The sequence below is a fragment of the Pseudomonas sp. VI4.1 genome, from assembly GCF_002029345.1.
Lineage (GTDB): Bacteria > Pseudomonadota > Gammaproteobacteria > Pseudomonadales > Pseudomonadaceae > Aquipseudomonas.
In genome coordinates, this window is sequence record NZ_MULM01000177.1 from 1 (window position 1) to 23,979 (window position 23,979).

The 23,979-nt window shown below is 61.9% G+C and carries 23 protein-coding genes, 3 pseudogenes and 1 riboswitch; of the genes and pseudogenes, 20 read left to right on the top strand and 6 right to left on the bottom strand.

All coding sequences use genetic code 11. The features are described from left to right. Window positions 1–125: 125 nt before the first annotated feature. From BZ163_RS26180 to purM, 3 genes are read right to left on the bottom strand one after another with little or no spacing between them, the layout of a single operon-like run. Window positions 126–839, bottom strand: a complete 714-nt coding sequence (locus BZ163_RS26180) for a DUF3108 domain-containing protein (RefSeq protein ID WP_064679020.1) — start codon at window positions 837–839, stop codon at window positions 126–128. 8 nt (window positions 840–847) lie between these two features. Beyond that, a complete protein-coding gene (purN, locus tag BZ163_RS26185; RefSeq protein ID WP_128873301.1) occupies window positions 848–1,498 on the bottom strand; it encodes a phosphoribosylglycinamide formyltransferase in 651 nt (216 codons plus the stop codon). Beyond that, entirely contained in the window at window positions 1,498–2,556 is a 1,059-nt protein-coding gene (purM, locus tag BZ163_RS26190; protein WP_128873302.1) for a phosphoribosylformylglycinamidine cyclo-ligase, read from the bottom strand. Before purM ends, purN begins: the two co-directional genes overlap by 1 nt. Window positions 2,557–2,937: 381 nt before the next feature. Here purM and BZ163_RS26195 point away from each other — a divergent pair, with 381 nt between their 5' ends. The 6 genes from BZ163_RS26195 to BZ163_RS26220 all read left to right on the top strand — a co-directional run bounded on the left by BZ163_RS26195 (window position 2,938) and on the right by BZ163_RS26220 (window position 8,281). After that, the gene (locus BZ163_RS26195) at window positions 2,938–3,996 is read left to right on the top strand and encodes a DUF2066 domain-containing protein (protein ID WP_128873303.1); all 1,059 of its coding nucleotides are present in this window, start codon (window positions 2,938–2,940) and stop codon (window positions 3,994–3,996) included. 35 nt (window positions 3,997–4,031) lie between these two features. After that, entirely contained in the window at window positions 4,032–5,105 is a 1,074-nt protein-coding gene (locus BZ163_RS26200) for an AI-2E family transporter (protein WP_128873304.1), read from the top strand. 230 nt (window positions 5,106–5,335) lie between these two features. Then, complete coding sequence (gene hda / locus BZ163_RS26205) at window positions 5,336–6,040, top strand: DnaA regulatory inactivator Hda (RefSeq protein WP_128873305.1); 705 nt, start codon at window positions 5,336–5,338, stop codon at window positions 6,038–6,040. Window positions 6,041–6,254: 214 nt separating this feature from the next. Then, window positions 6,255–6,905, top strand: a complete 651-nt coding sequence (locus tag BZ163_RS26210) for a C40 family peptidase (protein WP_128873306.1) — start codon at window positions 6,255–6,257, stop codon at window positions 6,903–6,905. A 165-nt stretch (window positions 6,906–7,070) separates the two neighbouring features. Next, window positions 7,071–7,610, top strand: a complete 540-nt coding sequence (locus BZ163_RS26215; protein ID WP_128873307.1) for a C40 family peptidase — start codon at window positions 7,071–7,073, stop codon at window positions 7,608–7,610. Window positions 7,611–7,627: 17 nt separating this feature from the next. Then, window positions 7,628–8,281: an O-methyltransferase gene (locus tag BZ163_RS26220; RefSeq protein WP_128873308.1), complete on the top strand. Its 654-nt coding sequence runs from the start codon at window positions 7,628–7,630 to the stop codon at window positions 8,279–8,281. Window positions 8,282–8,428: 147 nt separating this feature from the next. Here the strand turns inward: BZ163_RS26220 and BZ163_RS26225 are convergent, their stop codons facing one another. After that, the gene (locus BZ163_RS26225; RefSeq protein ID WP_128873309.1) at window positions 8,429–9,745 is read right to left on the bottom strand and encodes a sorbosone dehydrogenase family protein; all 1,317 of its coding nucleotides are present in this window, start codon (window positions 9,743–9,745) and stop codon (window positions 8,429–8,431) included. A 116-nt stretch (window positions 9,746–9,861) separates the two neighbouring features. Continuing rightward, a riboswitch (cobalamin riboswitch) is annotated at window positions 9,862–10,096 on the top strand. Window positions 10,097–10,175: 79 nt separating this feature from the next. On the opposite strand from BZ163_RS26225, the gene cobO reads away from it, so the two are divergent. The 14 genes and pseudogenes from cobO to BZ163_RS26295 all read left to right on the top strand — a co-directional run bounded on the left by cobO (window position 10,176) and on the right by BZ163_RS26295 (window position 21,746). After that, window positions 10,176–10,787, top strand: a complete 612-nt coding sequence (cobO, locus tag BZ163_RS26230; protein ID WP_128873310.1) for a cob(I)yrinic acid a,c-diamide adenosyltransferase — start codon at window positions 10,176–10,178, stop codon at window positions 10,785–10,787. Next, a pseudogene (locus BZ163_RS36005) lies at window positions 10,784–12,192 on the top strand (cobyrinate a,c-diamide synthase); the annotation flags it as partial. The gene cobO and the pseudogene BZ163_RS36005, both read left to right, overlap by 4 nt. Then, the gene (bluB, locus tag BZ163_RS26240; protein ID WP_168187408.1) at window positions 12,144–12,842 is read left to right on the top strand and encodes a 5,6-dimethylbenzimidazole synthase; all 699 of its coding nucleotides are present in this window, start codon (window positions 12,144–12,146) and stop codon (window positions 12,840–12,842) included. The pseudogene BZ163_RS36005 and the gene bluB, both read left to right, overlap by 49 nt. Next, the gene (gene cbiB / locus BZ163_RS26245; protein WP_128873311.1) at window positions 12,839–13,747 is read left to right on the top strand and encodes an adenosylcobinamide-phosphate synthase CbiB; all 909 of its coding nucleotides are present in this window, start codon (window positions 12,839–12,841) and stop codon (window positions 13,745–13,747) included. The genes bluB and cbiB overlap by 4 nt, the downstream gene beginning before the upstream one ends. Further along, window positions 13,740–14,707, top strand: a pseudogene (gene cobD, locus BZ163_RS26250) (threonine-phosphate decarboxylase CobD); the annotation flags it as partial. The gene cbiB and the pseudogene cobD, both read left to right, overlap by 8 nt. Window positions 14,708–14,728: 21 nt before the next feature. Then, window positions 14,729–16,180 carry a cobyric acid synthase gene (locus BZ163_RS26255; protein ID WP_128873408.1) on the top strand — a complete coding sequence of 484 codons (1,452 nt, stop codon included), beginning with the start codon at window positions 14,729–14,731 and terminating at the stop codon, window positions 16,178–16,180. A gap of 150 nt (window positions 16,181–16,330) precedes the next feature. Next, window positions 16,331–16,852, top strand: a complete 522-nt coding sequence (gene cobU / locus BZ163_RS26260; protein ID WP_128873312.1) for a bifunctional adenosylcobinamide kinase/adenosylcobinamide-phosphate guanylyltransferase — start codon at window positions 16,331–16,333, stop codon at window positions 16,850–16,852. After that, a complete protein-coding gene (gene cobT / locus BZ163_RS26265; protein WP_128873313.1) occupies window positions 16,849–17,904 on the top strand; it encodes a nicotinate-nucleotide--dimethylbenzimidazole phosphoribosyltransferase in 1,056 nt (351 codons plus the stop codon). Before cobU ends, cobT begins: the two co-directional genes overlap by 4 nt. Further along, the gene (gene cobC, locus BZ163_RS26270; protein ID WP_128873314.1) at window positions 17,901–18,476 is read left to right on the top strand and encodes an alpha-ribazole phosphatase family protein; all 576 of its coding nucleotides are present in this window, start codon (window positions 17,901–17,903) and stop codon (window positions 18,474–18,476) included. The genes cobT and cobC overlap by 4 nt, the downstream gene beginning before the upstream one ends. Window positions 18,477–18,478: 2 nt before the next feature. Then, window positions 18,479–19,213 (top strand): annotated as a pseudogene (locus BZ163_RS26275) (adenosylcobinamide-GDP ribazoletransferase). Between the two features lie 142 nt (window positions 19,214–19,355). After that, window positions 19,356–19,760, top strand: coding sequence for a MarR family winged helix-turn-helix transcriptional regulator (locus BZ163_RS26285; RefSeq protein ID WP_128873315.1), 405 nt, complete (start codon window positions 19,356–19,358; stop codon window positions 19,758–19,760). A 50-nt stretch (window positions 19,761–19,810) separates the two neighbouring features. Further along, a complete protein-coding gene (locus BZ163_RS26290) occupies window positions 19,811–21,019 on the top strand; it encodes an MFS transporter (protein WP_128873316.1) in 1,209 nt (402 codons plus the stop codon). After that, window positions 21,016–21,138, top strand: a complete 123-nt coding sequence (locus BZ163_RS36010) for a hypothetical protein (protein ID WP_256579139.1) — start codon at window positions 21,016–21,018, stop codon at window positions 21,136–21,138. Before BZ163_RS26290 ends, BZ163_RS36010 begins: the two co-directional genes overlap by 4 nt. A 56-nt stretch (window positions 21,139–21,194) precedes the next feature. Next, window positions 21,195–21,746 (top strand): glutathione peroxidase, encoded by a 552-nt coding sequence (locus tag BZ163_RS26295; RefSeq protein WP_128873317.1) that lies wholly within the window; start codon window positions 21,195–21,197, stop codon window positions 21,744–21,746. A gap of 75 nt (window positions 21,747–21,821) precedes the next feature. Here the strand turns inward: BZ163_RS26295 and BZ163_RS26300 are convergent, their stop codons facing one another. Continuing rightward, window positions 21,822–22,517 (bottom strand): TrkA family potassium uptake protein, encoded by a 696-nt coding sequence (locus BZ163_RS26300; protein WP_218190530.1) that lies wholly within the window; start codon window positions 22,515–22,517, stop codon window positions 21,822–21,824. After that, window positions 22,507–23,835, bottom strand: coding sequence for a TrkH family potassium uptake protein (locus BZ163_RS26305; protein WP_128873319.1), 1,329 nt, complete (start codon window positions 23,833–23,835; stop codon window positions 22,507–22,509). Before BZ163_RS26305 ends, BZ163_RS26300 begins: the two co-directional genes overlap by 11 nt. Between the last annotated feature and the right edge of the window lie 144 nt (window positions 23,836–23,979).

Here is a 23,979-nt window from a genome sequence, read left to right on the forward strand (position 1 = left end):
GAAGGCGTACTCAAGGCGCCTTCGCCGGCAAGCCGGCTCCTACAGGGAGCGTATTGCACAGGGGGCTATTTGGCAGACGAAAAAAAGCCCCGCACACGGCGAGGCTTGTTTCGTATCGATCCGGATCAGCTGCCTTTGACAGCCTTGCCGTTGACCGTACCGTCCAGGAGCATGATGTTGTACTCCTTGCCGTCAGTCTCGACCTGTTGCAGGCGGACCAGCAGGTAATCCCAGTCCTTGGCGAACCACAGCACGGTGATGCGTTTGCTCTGAGTCGGATCGCGCACGCGCTCGACCTTGATCGCATCGATCTGGCCGGCCTTGGTGTCGACTTTTTCCGAACCCAGCACGCGGAAGTCATAGGTATCGACTTCGCCGTCATCGACGACCTGATAGCTCATGCTTTTCTTGCCGGCGGCGACGTCGTGCTGCAGGGCCAGCTGATAAGTGGATTTGTCGACCATGCCGCGGTTGAGCGGGAGTTTGACCGGGTCGCCGCGATCGGTGCCGGTGACCATTTTGTTGGTCCAGTCGAAGTCCAGGTCAGCCTTCTTGGCTTTGCCCAGGCCGCCACGTTCGAAATGGTAGGACTGGGGCAGCAAGGTGTCCTTGTCCAGGGTCAGGGTGCTTTCTTCGGTCAGGCTGGCGATCATCATCGAGGCCTTGAAGCTGAGCTTCCAGGCGCCGTTGGCTTGCTTGGTCAGGCTGCGCTCGGCGGTGCCGCTCATCGGCAGCTGCTTCCAGTCGGCGGTGTAGCTGGCGGAGAAAGGTTGAAGTTCTGCAGCCTGCGCGAAAGGCAGGACGAGCAGAGCGCAAGCGAAGAGCAGGGCGCGACGCATAAAATCTCCTAGGTTCGAATCAAGTGGCCGCTGGCGGCGAGTAGCTTCCCATCCAGTAAAGCACCTTGCTCGCCGAGGGATAAACGACCTTCGGCAAACCAGCGTACAGCCATCGGGTAGATCAGGTGTTCCCGGGTATGGACTCGCTGCGCCAGACTCTGCGGCGAATCCTGTAACTCTACCGGTATTACTGCCTGTACGACCAGTGGTCCGCCATCGAGTTCCTCGGTGACAAAGTGCACGGAGCAGCCATGCTCGGTGTCGCCGGCCTCCAGCGCGCGCTGGTGAGTGTGTAACCCTTTGTATTTGGGCAGCAGCGAGGGATGGATGTTGAGCAGGCGACCCTGGTAGTGGCGCACGAAGCCGGCGCTGAGAATGCGCATGAAGCCGGCCAGGACCACGAGTTTGGGATTGAAGGCGTCGATCAGTTCGATCAGCGCGACATCGAAGGCCTCGCGGCCTTCGAAAGCCTTGTGATCCAGGCAGCGGGTATCGATACCCGCGTCCCTGGCGCGTTGCAGGCCGTAGGCGTCGGCGCGGTTGGAAATCACCGCAGCGATGCGGGCCGGGCTGTCGCCGGTCCGCGTGCTGTCGATCAAGGCCTGCAAGTTACTGCCGGTGCCGGATAACAGCACCACCACATCACAGGTCTGGGACATCAATGAGCCTTGAGGTTTTTCAGTTCGACCTGAGCCGCGCCTTCGGCAGCGGTGGAGATCTGGCCGATGACCCAAGGCTGTTCGCCGGCTTCGCGCAGCACGTTCAGCGCGGTTTCGACGTGCTCTTGAGCGACGCAGATGACCATGCCCACGCCGCAGTTCAGCACGCGGTGCATCTCGTTTTCGTCGACGTTACCTTGCTCTTGCAGCCAGTCGAACACGGCAGGACGGGTCCAGCTGGCAACGTCAACCACCGCTTGTGCGCCTTTTGGCAGCACGCGCGGGATGTTGTCGAGCAGGCCGCCACCGGTGATGTGGGCCATGGCCTTGACGGCGCCGGTGTCCTTGATCAGCTTGAGCAGCGGCTTCACGTAGATGCGGGTCGGGGCCATCAGCAGGTCGGTCAGCGGCTTGCCGTCGAGCTGGATGTTTTCGATGTCGGCACCGGAGACTTCGATGATCTTGCGGATCAGCGAGTAGCCGTTGGAGTGCGGGCCGGAAGACGGCAGGGCGAGCAGGGCATCGCCGGCAGCGACTTTGGAACCGTCGATGATTTCCGATTTTTCCACGACGCCGACGCAGAAGCCGGCCAGGTCGTAGTCTTCGCCTTCGTACATGCCAGGCATTTCAGCGGTTTCGCCGCCGACCAGGGAGCAGCCGGACAGTTCGCAGCCGGCGCCGATGCCGGTCACGACCTGGGTCGCGGTTTCGACGTTGAGTTTGCCGGTGGCATAGTAGTCGAGGAAGAACAGCGGCTCGGCACCGCAGACCACCAGGTCGTTGACGCACATGGCCACCAGGTCGATGCCGATGCTGTCGTGCTTGTTCAGGTTCAGCGCCAGGCGCAGCTTGGTGCCGACGCCGTCAGTACCGGAAACCAGCACAGGCTGCTTGTAGCCGGCCGGGATTTCGCAGAGGGCGCCAAAACCGCCCAGGCCGCCCATGACTTCCGGGCGCGCAGTGCGCTTGGCGACGCTCTTGATGCGTTCGACCAATGCTTCACCGGCGTCGATGTCTACACCGGCGTCCTTGTAGCTCAGGGAGGGTTGCTTGCTCATGATCCAGGCCTTTAGGGGGGATTCAGGGGTAACGACCGAGTCCAACGGGACCGCTTGTACAGGCGAGGGCGATTGCCGAGCGCAAATTCAAGGGCCCGGCTGTTGCCGGTCTGCGAAGGCGCGCGATTTTATCAGGCTTGAGGGGCAGCGGCCATCCTCAGGCCGACAGCAGGGGCATATCGGCGGAAAAAAACTGTAATTGCCCGGGTTGGTGCAATCGCACAGGGCTGTATAAGGTAGCGCTATTAACCGTCTATCGTTAGGGCAGTGCGAAAAACTTACCCGGGCCGTGTGAATGTTTTGCGTCGGGCGAGGGTCACAGCCTTGCTCGATTGTCTTCATGCGGTCTGTTCCAGCCGCTCTTGTCGTCAGGAATCTTCCATGCGTTTTTTCAAATTGTTGTTAATGGGCGGTTTATCGTTGGTCAGCCTCGCCAGTCATGCCGAAACCGTCAAAGGCCTTTATCAAGTGCGCGAGCCTGTCACCAGTCAGGCGCCCGAGGAGCGCGATCAAGCCACCCAGCGCGCGCTGGATACCCTGGTGTTGCGCCTGACCGGTGATCCCAAGGCGGCGCAAAGCCCGGGGTTGGCGGCGCTGCGCAAGGATCCGCAACAGATCATCAGTCAATTCGGGTTTGATGCCGGCCCGCCGGAAGTACTCAAGGTCGATTTCGACCCGGCCAGCACGGAGCAGGCATTGCGCCGTGCCGGATTGTCTCTGTGGAGCGCGAATCGCCCGTCGATCCTGGGCTGGTGGCTGAACGATGCCACCGAAGGCTCGAGCCTGGTGGGCGATGGCCAGGCCAGCGCGACGTCATTGCGCCGCGCGGCACAACACCGTGGTTTGCCGCTGCGCCTGCCGCTGGCGGACCTGAATGAGCAGATCGTGGCCACCGCGCCAAATCTGGAAGGCACGGACCCGGCGCCGTTGCGCGGTGCTTCGGCCCGTTACAACGCCGATGCCTTGCTGGCTGTGCATGCCCGTGAAGAGGGAGGCCAGTGGCAAGCCAAGTGGCGTTTATGGCTGGGCGATCAGAAAGAGGCCGGCAGTGTGCAGGGCGCGGATCAGGCCGCCGTGGCCGATGCCGTCATGTTGGCGGTCAGTGAGCGTCTGGCACCGCGGTTTGTGGTCAAACCGGGGGCTTCGAGCGAGCAATTGCTGGAAGTGCAGGGCATGAACCTGGAGCGCTATGCGGCCCTTGGGCGTTTGCTCGAACCTTTTGGCGCGCGCCTGCAAAGCGTCGACGGCGACCGGATTCTCTATCGGGTCAAAGGCAGTGCCGAACAGTTGAAGGCGCAGTTGTCCCTGGCCAGGCTGCAGGAAGTGCCGGCCGGTGAAGCGCCAGCCCCCGCGACCCCTGCCCAGCCTGCGGCCGATGGCTCGGTACCCGCCGTGGCGCCGACGCCGAAACCCACGCCGCAGCTGCGGTTCCGCTGGTAAGTTGTTCTTTCCTTATATAGAAGCTGGAGTGGTTCATGGCCGATACGCGGCGTTGGTACTGGTTGGGTGGGTTGATCCTGCTCTGCGTGTTTGTCTGGCTGTTGCATCCGATCCTCACGCCATTTCTGGTCGCGCTGCTGCTGGCCTATCTGTTCGACCCTCTGGTTGATCGACTGGAGAAAGCCGGCCTGTCCAGGACCTGGGGCGTGATCGCGGTGTTTGCGCTGTTTACCCTGATCTTCACCACGTTGCTGCTGGTGTTGGTGCCGATGCTCGCCAAGCAGTTGTTTCGCTTGTACGAACTGACACCGCAGATTCTCGACTGGTTGCAGCACAGTGCACTGCCCTGGGCGCAATCGAAATTTGGCCTGTCGGACGGTTTCTGGAAATTCGACAAACTCAAGGCCGCCATCAGCGAACACATGGGCCAGACCACTGACATTGTCGGCGTGGTGTTGAGTCAGGCGACGGCTTCCGGGCTGGCATTGATCGCTCTGGTGGCCAATCTGGTGCTGATCCCGGTGGTGATGTTCTACCTGCTGCGGGACTGGGACCTGATGATGGCCAAGATCCGCGGCCTGCTGCCCCGTGATCGCGAAGCGCGGGTGGTGACGCTGGCCGGTGAATGCCATGAAGTGCTGGGTGCGTTCGTGCGCGGGCAGTTGCTGGTGATGGTGGCGCTGGGCGTGATCTACGCGGCGGGCTTGATGCTGATAGGGCTGGAGTTGGGGCTGTTGATCGGTCTGATCGCCGGTCTGGCGGCGATCGTGCCGTACATGGGCTTTGTCATCGGCATTGGTGCGGCACTGGTTGCCGGCCTGTTCCAGTTCGGTGGCGACCTGTACCCCATGGTCGGCATCGTCGCGGTGTTCATGGTCGGTCAGGCGCTGGAAGGCATGGTGCTGACGCCATTGCTGGTGGGGGACCGGATCGGCCTGCATCCGGTGGCGGTGATCTTCGCGATTCTGGCGGGGGGCGAGCTGTTCGGCTTTACCGGCGTGCTTCTGGCATTGCCGGTGGCGGCGGTGATCATGGTGCTGGTGCGTCATGTGCATGATTTGTACAAGGATTCAGATATGTACAGTGGCGTCGACGATCCCGAGCTCTGAGGCGGGTTGACGGTTGCTCGCAGGGCGGCCTGGTGCATTGCCAGGTTGCCTGCCTCTTGTGCATGGCTATCGCCCTTGGCGCCAAAGAAACTGCCATAAAACCAATGCATTAACGCAAACCATTGATTTTGCTTGTGGTCTGTCGCATTGTGCGGTCAGCTTCACGGGTATAAACTTCGCAAACTTTACACAGAGGCCACTAACGGTTCCCCTGGAACTGTTCAGTCAGCATGAAACCGATTCAGCTGCCCCTAGGTGTGCGTCTGCGTGATGACGCTACCTTTATCAATTACTACCCAGGCGCCAATGCCGCTGCACTCGGCTATGTCGAGCGGCTATGCGAAGCCGACGCCGGCTGGACCGAAAGCCTGATTTATCTCTGGGGCAAGGACGGGGTAGGGCGTACGCATCTGTTGCAGGCGGCCTGCCTGCGTTTCGAACAGCTGGGGGAACGGGCGGTGTACTTGCCGTTGGCCGAGCTGCTGGATCGTGGCATCGAAATCCTCGACAACCTCGAACAATACGAACTGGTCTGCCTGGATGACCTGCAGGCGGTCGCCGGGCGTGCGGATTGGGAGGAGGCGCTGTTCCATCTGTTCAACCGTCTGCGTGACAGTGGTCGACGCTTGTTGATCGCCGCTTCGACGTCGCCGCGTGAGCTGCCGGTCAAGCTGGCGGATCTCAAGTCCCGCCTGACCCTGGCCCTGATCTTCCAGATGCGCCCGCTCTCCGACGAAGACAAATTGCGCGCCTTGCAACTGCGCGCGTCTCGTCGCGGCCTGCACCTGACCGACGAAGTCGGGCATTTCATCCTGACGCGTGGTACGCGCAGCATGAGTGCGCTATTCGAGTTGCTCGAGCGCCTGGACCAGGCGTCGCTGCAAGCCCAGCGCAAGTTGACGATTCCGTTCCTCAAAGAAACGTTGGGCTGGTGAAGCCCTTGCCTGACCCGGCTTTTGGCCGTTTTCCGACGCGAAAAAACCTGCATGCCTACAGGTCTGCAGGCTGCGTGACGACTAAATGGGGCTTAAGCGCTTAGATGTAATCGAGAAGCCGGGAAGTCACACAAAGATCGATTGAATTTGCAAATGAGCATGATTGCGGGCATAGTCGCGGCTTCTCTTATAACTATCAGCCACGGTCGTGCCCATGCTAAAGCGCTTCGCACCCCTCGTGCCTCTCGCACTCGTCACCCTGTTGTTCGGTTGCGCTGCTCATTCTCCAGCGCCCCAGCAAGAGCAAGAACAGCAGGTTATCAATTCAGTTACCGCCCAATCGACTTCCGTTCTTCTCCAGGAAGCGATTGAGCAAGAAGCGGCCACCGATAAAGAACTGGCCAGCTTCGCCAATGGCAAGTCGTATCAGCTTCCAGTACTGGCCGACAGCATCCTCGAGCGCGGCATGTCCCTGATCGGCACCCGTTACCGTTTCGGTGGCACCTCCGAAGCCGGGTTCGATTGCAGCGGTTTTATCGGTTATCTGTTTCGGGAAGAGGCCGGTATGAACCTGCCGCGCTCCACCCGCGAAATGATCAACGTGGACGCCCCGCTGGTGACTCGCAGCGATCTGAAGCCTGGCGACCTGTTGTTCTTCGCCACCAATGGTCGTCGTGGGCGCGTCAGTCACGCCGGGATCTACCTGGGCGACAACCAGTTCATCCATTCCAGCAGCCGCCGCAGCGGCGGTGTCCGGATCGACAGCCTGGGCGACAGCTACTGGAGCAAGACCTTCATCGAAGCCAAGCGCGCACTCGCGATGGCGCCAACGACAGGTCCGGCGATCGTCACGGCGCGCAAGTAAGCGGACAATTTGTAGGGTGAACTTAAAGTCTTACTTGAAGTTTGCCACGCAGCAGCTAAAATCCTGATCTAATATTGATGGCAAACCGCCTGCGTCCTGCGCAGGCGGTTTTCTTTTCTGCCCTGTCGGTGGAAAAAGCCGCAGCCAGATCAGGATGTTCTGCCTATGACGATGTCGGCCCGCCTCGCAATCATGTGCTTCGCCGCGCTGCTCAGCGCCTGCGCCACCCGCCCACCGCCGCCACCGGCACCGGTGATTCGCGCGCCGCTGGTTTTCGGTCCCTCCCAAGCCTTTTCTCCCGCCGCCGAAGACGTACTGTTTCGTGCGCTCGGCCTCGTCGGCACACCTTATCGGTGGGGCGGCAATACGCCGGATTCAGGGTTTGATTGCAGCGGGCTGATCGGCTACGTCTACCGTGATGTTGCCGGTATTTCCTTGCCGCGCACCACCCGCGAGATGATCGGCATGCAGGCGGCGAGTGTCGGCAAGGAAGGCCTGCAAACCGGCGACCTGTTGTTCTTCGCCACCAATGGCGGTTCCCAGGTCAGCCACGCCGGGATCTATGTCGGCGAAGGTCGCTTCGTCCATGCACCGGCCACGGGCGGTACGGTGAAGCTCGACAGCTTGTCCAAGACTTATTGGCAGAAAGCCTACCTGAGCGCCAAGCGTGTGCTGCAACCCGAGCATCTGGCCCATAACCCATAGATTGCAGGGCCTTGGTGATGACCGCTCGCACGCTCAATCTCGATGATTCCCTGTATCAATACCTGCTCGACGTCTCCCTGAGGGAGACGCCGCTGCTCAAGCGCTTGCGCGACGAAACCCAGGCCCTGCCCATGGCGCGCTGGCAGGTGGCGCCGGAGCAGGGGCAGTTTCTCGCGATGCTGGTGAAGCTCACCGGCGCCAGGCGTGTGCTGGAAGTGGGCACCTTCACCGGGTACAGCGCCTTGTGCATGGCGGCGGCGTTGCCGGACGACGGTTCGCTGATCTGCTGTGATATTCCAGGCGACTACAACGCTACCGCGCGCCGTTACTGGCAGGAAGCGGGTCTGGCGGGGCGGATTGACCTGCGGTTGGCGCCGGCGTTGGAAACCCTGGCCGGGCTGGATCAACCAGGGCAGTTCGACCTGATTTTCATCGATGCCGACAAGGCCAATTACCCGAGTTATCTGGAGCATGCGCTGCGTTTGCTGCGGGTCGGTGGTCTGGCGGTGTTCGATAACACCCTGTGGAGCGGGCGGGTGCTTGAGGGCAATCCGGAAAGCGCAGACACCCGGGCCATCCAGGCGCTCAATCTGGCCTTGAAGGATGATGTGCGGGTGGACCTGTCGTTGTTGCCGTTGGGGGATGGGTTAACGCTCTGCCGTAAACGCTAGGCAGGTGATTTATGGGTGGCTGTGATGGCCTCTTCGCGAGCAAGCCCGCTCCCACACTTGATCTGCGGCGAACACAAAAATGTGAACGCCTGAGGTTAGGTGTGGGAGCGGGCTTGCTCGCGAAGGAGCCGGCACAGTCGCCGACATTTATTTAGCAGCCGTCGACACCCGCCACACCTTGTTCCCCACATCATCCGCCACCAGCAAATCGCCCTGCCGGTCGATCACTACCCCCACCGGACGGCCCATGGCTTTTTCGTCGTCGCTGAGGAACCCGGTGAGCACATCAACCGGTTGCCCCACCGGTTTGCCCGCGCTGAATGGCACGAAAATCACTTTGTAGCCACTGTGCGGGTCGCGGTTCCACGAGCCGTGCTGGCCGATGAATGCGCCTTCCTTGAACTGCGCCGGCAGGCTGTTGCCTTCAGCAAAGGTCAGGCCCAGCGATGCCGTGTGCGGGCCCACTGCGTAGTCCGGCGCAATGGCCTTGGCCACCAGGTCCGGATTCTGCGGGGTCACGCGCACATCGACATGTTGTCCGTAATAGCTGTAGGGCCAGCCGTAGAACCCGCCGTCCTTCACCGAAGTGATGTAGTCCGGTACCAGGTCGCTGCCGATTTCGTCGCGCTCATTGACGGCCGTCCACAGCGCGCCGCTCTGGGGCTCCCAGGCCAGGCCGTTGGGATTGCGGATCCCTGAAGCGAAGATCCGATGGTTGCCGGTGGCGCGATCCACTTCCCAGATCGCCGCGCGACCTTCTTCCTGGTCCATGCCGTTTTCCGCGACATTGCTGTTGGAACCCACTGTCACATACAGCTTGCTCCCGTCCTTGCTGGCGATGACGTTTTTGGTCCAGTGATGATTGAGTGTGCCGCCCGGTAGATCGACCACTTTGATCGGAGGCGACTTGATCGCCGTCTCGCCAGTTTCATAGTGGAAACGCAGCAAGCGGTCCGTATCGGCCACGTACAGGTCAGTGCCGACCAGGGTCATGCCGAACGGCGAATTGAGGTTTTCCAGAAACACCGTTCGGGTCTCGGCGATGCCATCGTGGTCCTTGTCCCGCAGCAGCGTGATGCGGTTCGGGCTCGGTACGGCTGCACCGGCACGGCCCATGACTTTCTTCATTACCCAGCCTTTGACACCTTTGCCGTCATCGGGTTTGGGTGGCGCATTGGTCTCGGCGACCAGCACGTCGCCGTTGGGTAATACATACAGCCAGCGCGGGTGATCGAGGCCTTCGGCGAAGGCGGCGACCTGGGTTCCCGTCGCCGCGACGGGTTTTGCACCGTCCGGCCAGCCGATCGCCGGGGCGATGTTCACCGTCGGGATCAGGGTCTTGTTCGGTTCTGGCAACTTGGGCGACGGTCCGGTGCCGTCCATGACTTGCAGGCTGGAGGTTTCACCACAGGCGGCGAGCCCTCCGGCGAGCGCGATGACGAGAACGAGCTGGGGCTTGCGCATGCTGATCTTCTCTATGGACGCGTTGATACAATCATAGAGAAGCCGGGAGGCGCGATGGTTCAACCGGTCAGTCGCAGGGCGCTTTCTCAATTGACGCTCCACCCCCAACCCTCTAACCTTCGCGGCTTGTTTCAGGTGCTCTGTGGCCATGGCCGACGGAGTGAAACAGGGAAGTCGGTGAGTGATGGTCTTCGAACGCTGAAGCCTCATGATCCCGACGCTGCCCCCGCAACGGTAAATGAGTGAAGACTGCGCCTTGAGCCACTGTGTCGAACGCCGACATGGGAAGGCGCGCAGTCAGGCCAGCGCCGCTCATGAGCCCGGAGACCGGCCTGATTCATCCAGCGGCATCACGGTGGGCGATGCCAGGCTTTTTGCCGTCTATTCTTGTGCCTGCCCGCCGTTATCCAGCCTCAACGGAGAGCTCCCCATGACTGATACCCCCGATCGTGATGAACGTCACCTGGCGCGCATGCTGCGCAAAAAAGCCGTGATCGATGAACGCATCGCCAATTCCCCGAACGAATGCGGCCTGCTGCTGGTGCTGACCGGCAACGGCAAAGGCAAGAGCAGTTCGGCCTTTGGCATGCTCGCCCGATCCCTGGGCCATGGCATGCAGTGTGGCGTGGTGCAGTTCATCAAGGGCCGCAACAGCACCGGCGAAGAACTGTTCTTCCGCCGCTTCCCGGAGCAGGTGCGGTTTCATGTGATGGGCGAGGGCTTCACCTGGGAGACCCAGGATCGTCAGCGCGATATCGCGGCCGCCGAAGCCGCCTGGGCAGTGTCCCGCGAACTGCTGAGCGATCCGTCCATCGGCCTGGTGGTGCTGGATGAGTTGAACATCGCGCTCAAGCACGGTTATCTCGACCTCGATCAGGTGCTCGGCGACTTGCAGGCGCGTCCGCCGATGCAGCATGTGGTGGTCACCGGTCGTGGCGCCAAACCGGAAATGATCGAGCTGGCCGACACCGTCACCGAAATGGGCGTGATCAAGCACGCGTTCCAGGCCGGGATCAAAGCGCAAAAAGGCGTCGAATTGTGAGTCAACCACGTCATTGCCCGGCGGTCCTGATTGCCGCGCCGGCCTCCGGTCAGGGCAAGACCACCGTCACTGCCGCGCTGGCCCGGTTGCACCGCAATCAGGGGCGCAAGGTGCGGGTCTTCAAGTGCGGCCCGGACTTCCTCGACCCGATGATTCTCGAGCGCGCCAGCGGTGCGCCGGTGTATCAACTGGACATGTGGATGGTCGGCGAGCAGGAAAGTCGTCGACTGTTGTGGGAAGCCGCAGGCTGTTGCCGACCTGATCCTGATCGAAGGGGTCATGGGGCTGTTCGACGGTACGCCGTCCAGCGCCGACCTGGCGCGACACTTCGGGGTACCGGTGCTGGGTGTGATCGATGGCACTGCCATGGCGCAGACCTTTGGCGCCCTGGCCCTGGGGCTGGCGCGCTATCAGCCGGACTTGCCGTTTGCCGGAGTGTTGGCCAACCGCGTGGGCACATTGCGCCATGCGCAATTGCTCGCGGGCAGCCTGACCTGAAGGCTTGCGCTGGTATGGCGCCTTGTCCAGGGAAACCGGGATCGAACTGCCGAGCCGTCACCTGGGGCTGGTCCAGGCCAGCGAGTTGAACGATCTTGATCTGCGCCTCGACGCCGCGGCCGATGCCCTGGCCAGCAGTTGCGAGGTGGCGTTGCCGCCGGCCGTGGCATTCGCCGCCCCCGATGTGATCGTTGCCGAGCCATTGCTGGCTGGCGTGCGGATCGCCGTGGCCCGTGACGAAGCCTTTGCCTTCACCTACGGCGCGAGCCTGGATCTGCTGCGCGCCATGGGCGCCGAGTTGCTGTTTTTCTCGCCGATCCGTGATGCCCGATTGCCGGACGCAGACAGTCTGTACCTGCCGGGCGGTTATCCGGAATTGCACCATGTGGCGCTGTCACAGAACACCTCGATGCTCGACGCGATTCGCGCTCACCACGGGGCGGGCAAACCGTTGTTGGCCGAGTGTGGCGGGATGTTGTATCTGCTGGATTCGTTGACCGATGTCGAGGGCACTCGAGCTGAACTGGTCGGTTTGCTGGCCGGGGATGCGGTGATGCAGAAGCGTCTGGCGGCGTTGGCCCTGCAGGCGGTTGAACTGCCGGAAGGGTTGCTGCGTGGGCACACTTATCACCATTCGCTGACCAGTACCGGGCTGGAGCCGATTGCCCGTGGGTTGAGCCCGAATGGCGGGCGCGGGGCGGAGGCGGTTTATCGTCAGGGGCGGATGACGGCCTCTTATGTGCATTTTTATTTTCCGTCGAATCCATCGGCGGTTGCCGCACTGTTTGAGCCTGACCGTGAGGACGCCTTCGCGAGCAAGCCCGCTCCCACACTGGACCGCGTCGTACCAGAGACCTCATGGGCACCGCTATCAAATGTGGGAGCGGGCTTGCCAGCGAAGAGGCCATCACCGACAACGCATTTTCCGAAGCCGAACGCGCTGCCGTCTACCGTGCCATCGCCGAACGTCGCGACATGCGCCACTTCAGCGGCGGCACCGTCGCGCCCGAACTACTGCGACGCCTGCTCGAAGCCGCCCACCAGGCCCCGAGCGTGGGCCTGATGCAGCCCTGGCGCTTCATCCGCATCAGCGACCGCGCCCTGCGCGGCAAAATCCAACAGCTGGTGGAAGAAGAACGCATCCGCACCGCGGAAGCCCTCGGCGAGCGCAGCGACGAATTCATGAAGCTCAAGGTCGAAGGCATCAACGACTGCGCCGAAGTGCTGGTCGCCGCGCTGACGGACGATCGCGAGCGGCATATCTTCGGCCGCCGTACTTTGCCGGAAATGGACATGGCCTCCTTGTCCTGTGCGATCCAGAACCTGTGGCTGGCGTCCCGTGCCGAAGGGCTGGGCATGGGCTGGGTCTCTTTGTTCGAGCCGCAAGCCCTGGCCGCCTTGCTGGAAATGCCCGTTGGCGCCAAACCGTTGGCCGTGCTGTGCCTGGGTCCGGTCGAGGCGTTTTATCCAGCGCCGATGCTTGCCCTGGAAGGCTGGGCGCAAGCGCGTCCGCTTAGCGAATTGTTGTATGAAAATTATTGGGGAGTGAGTCAATGAGTGTGGCGTTGTTGAGTGTCGCCGCGGTGGCGCTGGATGCGCTGCTGGGTGAACCCAAACGCTGGCATCCGCTGGTGGCGTTCGGCCGTTTTGCCGACCGCATCGAGCAACGCTTCAACAGCGAAGGTCGCGGCTGGCGCAGTCACGGCGTCACCGCCTGGTTCATCGCGGTCGTGCCGCTGACCTTGCTGGCCACGGCGTTTTCCTGGGCGCCTTATGTCGGCTGGATCGTCGAAATCCTCGCGCTCTATTGTGCCCTCGGCATGCGCAGCCTCGGTGAACACGTCGAGCCAGTGGCCAAGGCCCTGCGCAGCGATGATCTTGAAGAAGCGCGCAAACGCGTGGGTTATCTGGTCAGCCGCCAGACCAGCGAACTGGATAAAACCGAAGTCGCCCGGGCTGCCACCGAATCGGTGCTGGAGAACGGCAGCGACGCGGTATTTGCCGCGCTGTTCTGGTTCGCCGTGGCGGGGGCGCCCGGCGTGGTGTTGTATCGGCTGAGCAACACCCTCGATGCGATGTGGGGTTACCGTAACGACCGCTTCGAACGTTTCGGCTGGGCCGCGGCCAGGATCGACGACGTGCTCAACTACATTCCCGCACGCCTGGTGGCGTTGACCTACGCGCTGCTCGGCAAGACTCGCCTGGCGTTGAAATGCTGGCGCACCCAGGGGCCGACCTGGGACAGCCCGAATGCCGGGCCGGTGATGGCCGCCGGGGCGGGTGCGCTCGGCGTCGAGTTGGGCGGGGCGGCGATCTATCACGGTGAATTGCATCAGCGTCCGCAACTGGGTGAAGGCCCGCCGGCGGATGCCGACTCTATCGACCGTGGCTGGCAATTGGTCAAGCGCGGGGTATGGTTATGGTTGCTGATTCTGTGCGTGGGGGCTGAATTCCATGCTTGAGCACGGAGGTCGATTGCGCCAGGCGGCGCACGAATACGGCATCGCCGAAGCCGACTGGCTGGACCTGTCCAGCGGCCTCGCGCCCTGGCCATTTGCGGTCCCGGATATCCCGTTGCGTGCCTGGGCGCGATTGCCGGAAACCGATGACGGTCTGGAGCAGGCGGCCTGCGATTACTACGGCGCCGCACAAGTACTGCCGGTGGCCGGTTCGCAAATGGCGATCCAGCTGTTGCCGCGTTTGCGTCGCATCGGCAAGGTCGGCGTGCTCTCGCCCTGTTACGCCGAGCACGCCGAAGCGTGGCGCCGCAGCGGTTATATCGTGCGTGAAGTGCTGGAGCAGGAAGTCGACTTCTTTCTCGACAGCCTGGACGTGCTGGTGGTGGTCAACCCGAACAATCCCACCGGCCTGAGCCTGGCCCCGAGTCGCCTGCTCGACTGGCATGCGAAACTGGCTCAGCGCGGTGGCTGCTGGTGGTGGACGAGGCGTTCATGGACAACACGCCGCACTTGAGCCTGGCGCCTTTTGCCCATCTGGTCGGGTTGATCGTGCTGCGTTCCTTCGGCAAGTTTTTTGGCCTGGCCGGCGTGCGCCTGGGTTTCGTGCTGGCCGAGCGCCAACTGCTCAAATTGCTGGCCGGACAGGTGGGGCCGTGGGCGGTCAGCGGGCCGACCCGGGTAGTGGGGCAGGCCTGCCTGCTGGACACCGAAGGGCACGCTCGCCAACGCCAGCGCACCGAAGCGGCCAGCGAGCGCCTGGCGCGGTTGCTGGCGCAACAGGGGTTCGCGCCCCAGGGCGGTTGCGCGCTGTTTCAATGGCTGATCACCGTGCACGCCGAAGCCCTGCATGAATTCATGGCCCGGCGCGGCATTCTCCTGCGTTTGTTCACCCACAACAGCAGCCTGCGATTCGGCTTGCCCGCCGATGAGGCCGACTGGACACGTCTCGACGCAAGCATTCGACGCCTATGCCAAGGAACGCCAATGACTACGTTGATGGTGCAAGGCACCACGTCGGACGCCGGTAAAAGCACGCTGGTGACGGCGCTCTGTCGCTGGGTCACCCGGCAGGGCGTCAGCGTCGTGCCGTTCAAGCCGCAGAACATGGCGCTCATCAGCGCCGTGACCGCCGATGGCGGCGAAATCGGTCGCGCGCAAGCGGTGCAGGCCCAGGCGGCCAACCTTGAACCGCACACCGACATGAACCCGGTGTTGCTCAAACCCAACAGCGATACCGGTGCCCAGGTGATCATTCATGGTCGCGCCGTCACGACCATGAATGCGGTGGCCTATCACGACTACAAAGCCATCGCCATGCAAGCGGTGCTGGCGTCCCATGAACGGCTGAGCGCGGCTTATCCGGTGGTCATGGTCGAAGGCGCCGGTTCGCCGGCCGAGATCAATCTGCGTGCCGGCGACATCGCCAACATGGGGTTCGCCGAGGCGGTGGACTGCCCGGTGGTGCTGATTGCCGACATCAACCGCGGCGGGGTTTTCGCCCATCTGGTGGGCACGCTCGAGTTGCTGTCGCCGAGTGAACAGGCACGGATCAAAGGTTTCATCATCAACCGTTTTCGCGGCGACCTCGCGTTACTGCAGCCGGGGCTGGATTGGCTGGAGGCGCGCACCGGCAAGCCGGTGATCGGCGTGTTGCCGTATGTGATGGACCTGCACCTGGAAGCCGAGGACGGTATCGATCAGCGCCAGACCGACAAGGCGGACCAGGTACTCAAAGTGCTGGTGCCGGTGCTGCCGCGGATCAGCAACCACACCGATTTCGATCCGCTGCGTCTGCACCCGCAAGTGGACTTGCAATTCATCGGCCCCGGCCAGGCTATCCCGCCCGCCGACCTGATCATTCTTCCCGGTTCGAAAAGCGTGCGCAGCGATCTCGCGTGTCTGCGGGCCAATGGCTGGGACAGCGCCATCAGTCGTCATCTGCGCTATGGCGGCAAAGTGCTGGGCATCTGTGGTGGCCTGCAGATGCTCGGCGAACAGGTGCATGACCCGCTGGGCCTCGAAGGTGCGCCGGGGTCGAGCGCCGGTCTGGGTTGGCTGGCCTTCGAAACGCAGCTTGAACAAGAGAAGCAGCTGCGCAATGTCCGCGGGCGCCTGGCGCTGGAAGATGCGCCGGTCACTGGTTATGAAATCCATGCCGGGGTGACCACCGGGCCGGCGCTGGAAAACGCTGCGGTGCAGTTGGATGACGGTCGCTGCGACGGTGCGCAAAGTGTTGATGGGCAGATTTTCGGCACCTATTTGCATGGCCTGTTCGAATCGCCGGCGGCCTGCAGTGCGCTGTTGCGTTGGGCGGGTTTGCAGGCGGTGCAGGAAGTGGATTATCACGGGTTGCGCGAGCGCGATATCGAGCGGTTGGCGGATCTGGTGGAGAAGCATCTGGATACCGGGCTGTTGCGTCAGCTCTGTGGTTTTTGAGGCGCCTGTGCCGGCCCCTTCGCGAGCAAGCCCGCTCCCACATTAGATCTCCAGCGCACATAAAATGAGTGTTCGACGCCGATCAAATGTGGGAGCGGGCTTGCTCGCGAAGGCGGCAGTCGCCTCACCGAAGATTTTAAGGAATGAACCATGCTGCAACTGATCCTCGGCGGCGCCCGCTCCGGCAAAAGTCGCCTGGCTGAAAAGCTGGCAACCGACACCGGACTCCAGGTGACCTACATCGCCACCAGCCAACCCCTGGACGGTGAAATGAATGAACGGGTGGCTCATCACCGCGCCCGTCGTCCGGCCGACTGGTCGTTGATCGAAGAACCCGTTGAACTCGCCCGCATCTTGCGCGAAACCGCCAGCGTTGACCGCTGCCTGTTGGTGGACTGCCTGACCCTGTGGATGACCAACCTGCTGTTGCTCGAGAATGCCGAGCGCCTGGTCGCCGAACGCGAAGCCCTGCTCGAGTGCCTGGCATCGCTGCCGGGCGAGATCATTTTTGTCAGCAACGAAACCGGAATGGGTGTCGTGCCGCTGGGCGAACTGACTCGCCGCTATGTCGATGAAGCCGGCTGGCTGCATCAAGCCTTGGCCGAACGTTGTCAGCGCGTCGTCCTGACCGTCGCCGGCCTGCCCCTGACTTTGAAAGGAACTGCTTTATGACTCGATCCTGGTGGCTGAACCCGTGCAAGCCGATCGACGCCCAAGTCGTCGAACAGGCTGAGGCGCGACAGCAGCAACTGACCAAACCGGCCGGCTCCCTCGGTCGTCTGGAGTCGGTGGCGGTGCAATTGGCCGGATTGCAGGGGCGGGTAAAACCGACTCTGGATCAGCTGTGGATCGCGATTTTTGCCGGTGACCATGGTGTGGTCGCCGAAGGGGTGTCGGCGTTTCCCCAGGCAGTCACCGGGCAGATGCTGCACAACTTCGTCAACGGCGGTGCGGCGATCAGCGTGTTGGCGCGGCAACTGGGAGCATCCCTTGAAGTGGTCGACCTCGGCACCGTGACGCCGTCGCTGAATCTGCCGGGCGTGCGTCATCTCAACCTCGGCCCGGGCACCGCCAATTTCGTGAACGGTCCGGCCATGACTCGGGCCCAGGGCGAACTCACCTTGCAGGCCGGACGCGACAGTGCGCAGCGGGCCATCGCGGCGGGCGCGCAGTTGTTCATCGGTGGCGAAATGGGCATCGGCAATACCACGGCGGCCAGCGCCCTGGCCTGTGCCTTGCTCGATTGCCCGGTGCTGCATCTGGCCGGGCCGGGCACCGGACTCGACGCGGCGGGCGTCAGCCATAAGGCGCAGGTCATCGAACGCGCGTTGGCGTTGCATGGCGCGCATCGTGGCGACGCGCTGCAAACCCTGTTCAACCTTGGCGGTTTTGAAATCGCGGCGCTGGTCGGCGCGTACCTGGCGTGTGCCCAGGCAGGCGTCGCGGTGCTGGTGGACGGGTTCATTTGCAGCGTTGCCGCGTTGGTTGCGGTGCGCCTGAACCCGGATTGCCGCGAATGGCTGTTGTTCGGTCATCGCGGTGCCGAGCCAGGTCATCGCCATGTGTTGGAGACCTTGAACGCCGAACCCCTGCTGGACCTGGGGCTGCGTCTGGGGGAGGGCAGTGGCGCCGCGTTGGCGGTGCCGTTGCTGCGTCTGGCCTGCGATCTTCACGGGCAGATGGCGACCTTCGCCGAAGCTGCGGTGGCGGATCGTCCGGCATGACCTTGCACCTTGATCTCTTGCGCCACGGCGAAACCGAACTCGGCGGTGGCCTGCGCGGCAGCCTCGACGATGCGCTGACCGATAGAGGTTGGGCGCAGATGCGGGCGGCGGTGCTCGAGCGCGGGCCGTGGGATCGCCTGGTCAGTTCGCCGTTGCAGCGTTGTTCGCGGTTCGCCGAGGAGCTCGGCGCACAACTGGGTCTGCCCGTGCTCCTGGATAAAGACCTTCAGGAGTTACACTTCGGGACCTGGGAAGGGCAGAGCGCCGCCGCGTTGATGGAGACCGATGCCGAAGCGTTGGGTCAGTTCTGGGCCGATCCCTATGCGTTTACGCCGCCTGAAGGTGAGCGGGTCGAGGATTTTTCGACACGGGTATTGGCAGCGGTCGGGCGTTTGCAGGCGAGCTGCGCGGGTCAGAGGGTGTTGCTGATCAGCCATGGCGGGGTGATGCGTTTGTTGCTGGCCCAGGCGCGGGGATTGCCGCGCGAACAGTTGCTCAATGTTGAAGTCGGTCATGGTGCCCTGTTTTCTTTGCGCGTCGAGACCGGCGTCATCCTTAGGGAAGCGAACTGAGCATGCTGCCGTTCTGGATCGCCCTGCAGTTCCTGAGCAGTCTGCCGATTCGTCTGCCAGGCATGCCCGCGCCTCGGGAACTCGGTCGATCGCTGCTGTTTTATCCGCTGGTCGGGTTGCTGTTCGGCATGATTCTGTGGACGCTTGACGGGCTCTTGCAGGGCGCGCCGTTGTTGCTGCACGCAGCGTTGTTGTTGACCGTGTGGGTGCTGCTCAGCGGCGGGTTGCATCTCGACGGCCTGGCCGACAGCGCCGACGCCTGGCTCGGCGGGTTTGGCGACCGTGAGCGCACGTTGACGATCATGAAAGACCCTCGCAGTGGGCCGATCGCGGTGGTGACGCTGGTGCTGGTGCTGCTGCTCAAATTCGCCGCGTTGCTGGCGTGATCGATCAGCCCCACAGCGTTGTGCTGATCATTGTTCCATTGATTGCACGAAGCGCGATGCTGGGGTTGTTCCTGACCACGCCTTATGTGCGTCCCGGTGGTTTGGGGCAGGCGCTGGCGGATCATTTGCCGCGTCTGGCGGGTATGCAGGTGTTGGCGGTCAGTGGGGTGGCCTGTGTGCTGGTGGCGGGTCTCAGCGGGGTTTTGGCCGTTGTGCTGGCAGCGCTGGTATTTGCCTGGTTGCGGCACGCGATGCTGCCGGCGATTGGGCGGGACGACGGGCGATACGGCAGGGGCGTTGCTGGAATTGCTGGAAATGACAGTGATCGTCTGCCTCGCATTGTTCCTGTAGGAGCGGGGCTTGCCCGCGAATAAGGCGCCGCGGTGCACCTGTTGCACCGCGTCATCGTTGTTCGCCGGCAAGCCTGGCTCCTACAGGCGGTGTAATGTCTAAAAAATTTGCTTTCATTTAACCGCGGGTATATACACGTATCATGCTCGACTCCCAATGTTTATGCACCAACCTGCGTCGCGCCGCCCGTGGCGTCAGCAGGCACTACGACGGCGCTCTCGATGGCTTCGGGATCAACGTTGCCCAGTATTCTCTGCTGTGCAATCTGCAGCGCCTGGATCAACCGAGTATTTCCACCCTGGCCGAGGCCATGGGCCTGGACCGCAGCACCCTGGGGCGCAATCTGCGGGTGCTGGAGGGCGAAGGGCTGGTCAGGCTGGTCGAAGGCGCGGACATGCGCAATCGTATCGTCCAGCTCACCGAGGCCGGCGCGGAACGCCTGACAGCGGCGTTGCCAGCCTGGGAGGCAGCCCAACAGCGCCTGATTGATCGATTGGGCGCCGAGAAACGCGAAACCTTGCTGAAGCTGTTGGATGAACTGGCCTGAGGCCGGTTTTCCGCTTATAAGCGGTATATACCCGCAAATGGAGAACAAGAATGACATCGATGTGGCGTACGTGCGGATGGGTGCTGTTGGGGAGTGCGCTGATTCTCGCGTTGTCCCTGGGTGTGCGGCATGGCTTCGGGCTGTTTCTGGCGCCGATGAGTGCCGAGTTCGGCTGGGGGCGTGAGACATTCGCTTTCGCCATCGCCTTGCAGAACCTGATCTGGGGACTGGCGCAGCCTTTCACCGGCGCGCTGGCCGACCGCTTCGGTGCGGCGAAAGTGGTGGCCATCGGTGGGGTGCTGTACGCCTTGGGCCTGGCGTGCATGGGCCTGTCCGACTCGGCCGTGACCTTGTCGCTCAGTGCCGGTCTATTGATCGGTATCGGGCTGTCGGGCACCTCGTTCTCGGTGATCCTCGGCGTGGTGGGGCGCGCGGTGCCGCCGGAGAAACGCAGCATGGGCATGGGCATCGCCAGTGCCGCCGGTTCGTTCGGCCAGTTCGCCATGTTGCCCGGCACGCTGGGGTTGATCGGCTGGCTGGGCTGGTCCGCGGCATTGCTGGTGCTGGGCCTGCTGGTGGCGCTGATCGTGCCGCTGGTGAGCATGCTCAAGGACAAGCCGCTGCCGGTCCTCGGGCATGAACAAACCCTGTCCGAAGCACTGCACGAAGCCTGCTCCCATTCGGGGTTCTGGCTGCTGGCGTTCGGCTTTTTTGTCTGCGGCTTCCAGGTAGTGTTCATCGGCGTGCATCTGCCGGCTTATCTGGTGGACCAGCATCTTCCGGCTACCGTCGGTACGACGGTGCTGGCGCTGATCGGGCTGTTCAATATCTTCGGTACCTACACGGCGGGTTGGCTCGGCGGGCGGATGTCCAAGCCGCGCTTGCTCACCGGTCTGTATTTGCTGCGGGCGGTGGTGATCGGGTTGTTCCTGTGGGCGCCGGTGACGACGACCAGCGCCTATCTGTTCGGCATGGCGATGGGCTTCCTGTGGCTGTCGACCGTGCCCTTGACCAACGGTACGGTCGCGACCTTGTTCGGTGTACGAAACTTGTCCATGCTCGGCGGGATTGTGTTCCTGTTCCACCAGCTCGGATCGTTCCTCGGCGGCTGGTTGGGCGGGGTGGTGTATGACCGAACCGGGAGCTACGACTTGATCTGGCAGGTAGCGATTCTCTTGAGCCTGTTGGCCGCCGCCCTGAACTGGCCGGTGCGTGAGCAGCCGGTGGCGCGCCTGCAAACCCGGATGAGTGCGATATGAACAGGTTCTGGCCGCAGATTGCGCTGACGGCTGTCTGCGCCTCGCTGCTGGCCTTGGCGTGGTGGGGCTGGCATCAGGGCGGGCTGGCTTTGATGCAGTTGGGCATGGGTGCTTGCTAGCAGGCTGTCAGGGCGAGTAACTTCGTTTTCTGACGAACTCTCAAGGATGCACTGACATGCTGATGCGCTGGTTGGCAGTTCCTGCGTTACTGGTAGCGTTTACCGGGTTGGCTCAAGCGGCAGAGTGCCCGGACCTTTTGCAAGGCTCGCTGCCCAAGCTGCGCGCCAAGGAATCCATCGACCTGTGCCAGCGCTTCGCCGGTAAACCGCTGGTGGTGGTCAACACGGCCAGTTTCTGTGGCTTCGCTCCGCAGTTCAAAAGCCTTGAAGCGCTGAATCAGCGTTACAAGGATCAAGGGCTGGAGGTGATTGGCGTTCCATCCAACGACTTCAAGCAGGAGTCGAAGGACGCTGCCGAGACCGCCAAGGTCTGTTACGCGAATTACGGCGTGACCTTCACCATGACCGAACCGCAGAAAGTCCGTGGTGACGACGCGACTCATCTGTTCAAGATCCTGGCCAGACAAAGCAGTGCACCGAAGTGGAATTTCTACAAATACGTGGTCGATCGCCAGGGCAAGGTGATCGCCAATTTCTCCAGCCTGACCAAGCCCGACGACCCCGAATTCATCGAAGCCGTGGAGAAAGCCCTGGCTTCCCAACCCTGATCGCCCCCCCCTGTAGGAGCTGGCTTGCCAGCGAAAGCGGTGTATCAGTCACCGTTAATGCTGGATGCCCTCTGATCATTTTGAGCGGCTCGCAAATTTCTGAATCAGATGAGTCGAGCCAGAGACGATGAGTAGATCGTCCGGCAGGATCAGGGTGCCAGGTGTGGCATGCTGGAAGTCTTCGTTGGCGCGCTTGAGTCCTACGACCGTTACGCCATATTTTTCACGAATATTGGCGTCGGCAAGTGTGTTGTTTTGAGTCGACAACGGGGCGTGAATTTTGGCGATTGCAAAGCCGTCATCAAACTCGATGAAATCAATCATCCGTCCGGTAATGAGGTGCGCGACACGTTCCCCCATATCCGCCTCCGGGTAGACAACGTGATGGGCGCCAATACGCTGAGCAAGATGTCCATGTTCGGCGGTCAATGCTTTGACCCAGATATCCTGGATGCCCAGTTCGGTCAGCGCCATGATGGTCATCAGGCTGGCCGCCAGGTCGGTACCGATCCCCACGATGGCATGGGTAAAGTCGGCAACGCCCAGTTGGCGCAAGACCATGACGTTGGTGGAGTCGGCCTGGACGGTGTGAGTCAAGAGATCAGCCCAGTCATGGACAGGCTCAGCATCCCTGTCGATGCCCATGACGTCATGGCCTAGCCGCATCAACGATTGGGCCACAGACCTGCCGAAGCGACCGAGGCCGATCACCACAACGCTATCGCCTTTGGAAAAAGAAAACTGCTCCGTAAACAGAAATTTAGCCAACAATTGGATGCTCCTCTGGATAGCGATAGGGCATGCGGTGCTCGCCCAGGGCCAGTGACGCCGCAAGCGTGATGGTCCCGACCCGCCCGACATACATCAGCAGAGTCAGCATCAATTGGCTCGCCTCAGGTAGATTGCCGGTGATTCCGGTGGACAGGCCGACCGTGCCAAACGCAGAGATGACTTCGAATATGACCTGGTCGGTGGGGAAATCAGTTTCGCGCAAGATGAACAGCGTCCCCAGCACAATCATGGTGCTGCCAAGCATGAGCACCGTGATGGCTTGGCGTTGCGCGGAGGCGCCGACTCTCCGGCCAAATGCCTCGCTGTCACTGTGGCCTCGAATTTCAGCAATGATCAGTATGGCCAGGATGGCGGCGGTACCGACTTTGACACCGCCAGCGGTTCCCGCGCTACCGCCCCCCACAAACATCAGGAAGTAGTGTATTGCCCAACTCTCTTGGGTCAGCGCGCCAATATCAATCGAGTTAAACCCGGCTGTACGTGCAGAAACAGAAGCAAATGCCGCCGAGAGAGCTTTATCGGCAAACGGCATGGGGCCGAGTGTTGCCGAGTTAGACCACTCAAACACCAGCAAAGTGAAAAAACCGCCCAGCAGCAGTATTGTCGTGCCAATCAGAGTGAGTTTGGTATGCAGTGACCAATGGCGGGGATCGTTGAATCTGCTACGCAAGTCATGCAGGACGGGAAAGCCGATACCACCGATAACAATCGCGGTCATGACCGGTAGCAAGATAAATGCATCTGTGGCATAGCGCATCAGGCTGTCCGGATGGATCGAGAAGCCCGCGTTATTGAATGCCGATACGGCATGAAACAGACCGCTCCACGCCGCTTCAGCCCATGGCAGGTCATAGGCCAGGTGTAATCGGAGGGTGAGCGACAGGGCAATAATGAGCTCCAGGGCAAATGTCACCACAAGCACGAGTTTGGCCACGCTGGCAATGTCGCCCAACCTCAATGAGCGTGACTCGAACTGGGCGATCATTTTGGTGCGCAGACGAAAGGAGCTATTGACCATCAAGCCCAGCAAGGTCGCCACAGTCATCATGCCGAAGCCGCCTAGCTGGAACAGCAGCAGAATCACCGACTGACCAAAGGTTGACCAGTAAGTACCGGTGTCCACCACTACCAGCCCGGTAACGCATACGGCCGATACCGCTGTAAAAAATGCAGTCACCCAGGGCGTAGCACTACCTTCGGCGTGGGATATCGGGAGCATCAGAAGGGCGCTGCCGACGAGTATTGCGGCCAGAAAAACCAGAGCGACAGCCCTTGCTGGATGAAGCAATGATTTCATTTAAAGGTCGCCAGCAAGGTCGGGAGGCACGGGCGAGAGCTTACGCGCATCGAGGGCCGCTTCTCAGAATAGGTACAACCGTAGCTCACAGGCACGGTAAATTCAGGCGTATTCCAGAACACAACCCTGCATGCTGGGCGCGAA

Excerpts from the sequence above, each read along its gene's own strand:
- BZ163_RS26225 (WP_128873309.1), bottom strand. The coding sequence starts at position 9,745 with ATGCGCAAGCCCCAGCTCGTTCTCGTCATCGCGCTCGCCGGAGGGCTC.
- BZ163_RS26180 (WP_064679020.1), bottom strand. The coding sequence starts at position 839 with ATGCGTCGCGCCCTGCTCTTCGCTTGCGCTCTGCTCGTCCTGCCTTTC.
- purN (WP_128873301.1), bottom strand. The coding sequence starts at position 1,498 with ATGTCCCAGACCTGTGATGTGGTGGTGCTGTTATCCGGCACCGGCAGT.
- BZ163_RS26200 (WP_128873304.1), top strand. The coding sequence starts at position 4,032 with ATGGCCGATACGCGGCGTTGGTACTGGTTGGGTGGGTTGATCCTGCTC.
- BZ163_RS26195 (WP_128873303.1), top strand. The coding sequence starts at position 2,938 with ATGCGTTTTTTCAAATTGTTGTTAATGGGCGGTTTATCGTTGGTCAGC.
- BZ163_RS26210 (WP_128873306.1), top strand. The coding sequence starts at position 6,255 with ATGCTAAAGCGCTTCGCACCCCTCGTGCCTCTCGCACTCGTCACCCTG.
- purM (WP_128873302.1), bottom strand. The coding sequence starts at position 2,556 with ATGAGCAAGCAACCCTCCCTGAGCTACAAGGACGCCGGTGTAGACATC.
- hda (WP_128873305.1), top strand. The coding sequence starts at position 5,336 with ATGAAACCGATTCAGCTGCCCCTAGGTGTGCGTCTGCGTGATGACGCT.
- cobU (WP_128873312.1), top strand. The coding sequence starts at position 16,331 with ATGCTGCAACTGATCCTCGGCGGCGCCCGCTCCGGCAAAAGTCGCCTG.
- BZ163_RS26220 (WP_128873308.1), top strand. The coding sequence starts at position 7,628 with ATGACCGCTCGCACGCTCAATCTCGATGATTCCCTGTATCAATACCTG.
- BZ163_RS26290 (WP_128873316.1), top strand. The coding sequence starts at position 19,811 with ATGACATCGATGTGGCGTACGTGCGGATGGGTGCTGTTGGGGAGTGCG.
- BZ163_RS26255 (WP_128873408.1), top strand. The coding sequence starts at position 14,729 with ATGACTACGTTGATGGTGCAAGGCACCACGTCGGACGCCGGTAAAAGC.
- cobC (WP_128873314.1), top strand. The coding sequence starts at position 17,901 with ATGACCTTGCACCTTGATCTCTTGCGCCACGGCGAAACCGAACTCGGC.
- BZ163_RS36010 (WP_256579139.1), top strand. The coding sequence starts at position 21,016 with ATGAACAGGTTCTGGCCGCAGATTGCGCTGACGGCTGTCTGCGCCTCG.
- cobT (WP_128873313.1), top strand. The coding sequence starts at position 16,849 with ATGACTCGATCCTGGTGGCTGAACCCGTGCAAGCCGATCGACGCCCAA.
- cobO (WP_128873310.1), top strand. The coding sequence starts at position 10,176 with ATGACTGATACCCCCGATCGTGATGAACGTCACCTGGCGCGCATGCTG.
- cbiB (WP_128873311.1), top strand. The coding sequence starts at position 12,839 with ATGAGTGTGGCGTTGTTGAGTGTCGCCGCGGTGGCGCTGGATGCGCTG.
- BZ163_RS26305 (WP_128873319.1), bottom strand. The coding sequence starts at position 23,835 with ATGAAATCATTGCTTCATCCAGCAAGGGCTGTCGCTCTGGTTTTTCTG.
- bluB (WP_168187408.1), top strand. The coding sequence starts at position 12,144 with ATGGGCACCGCTATCAAATGTGGGAGCGGGCTTGCCAGCGAAGAGGCC.
- BZ163_RS26285 (WP_128873315.1), top strand. The coding sequence starts at position 19,356 with ATGCTCGACTCCCAATGTTTATGCACCAACCTGCGTCGCGCCGCCCGT.
- BZ163_RS26295 (WP_128873317.1), top strand. The coding sequence starts at position 21,195 with ATGCTGATGCGCTGGTTGGCAGTTCCTGCGTTACTGGTAGCGTTTACC.
- BZ163_RS26215 (WP_128873307.1), top strand. The coding sequence starts at position 7,071 with ATGACGATGTCGGCCCGCCTCGCAATCATGTGCTTCGCCGCGCTGCTC.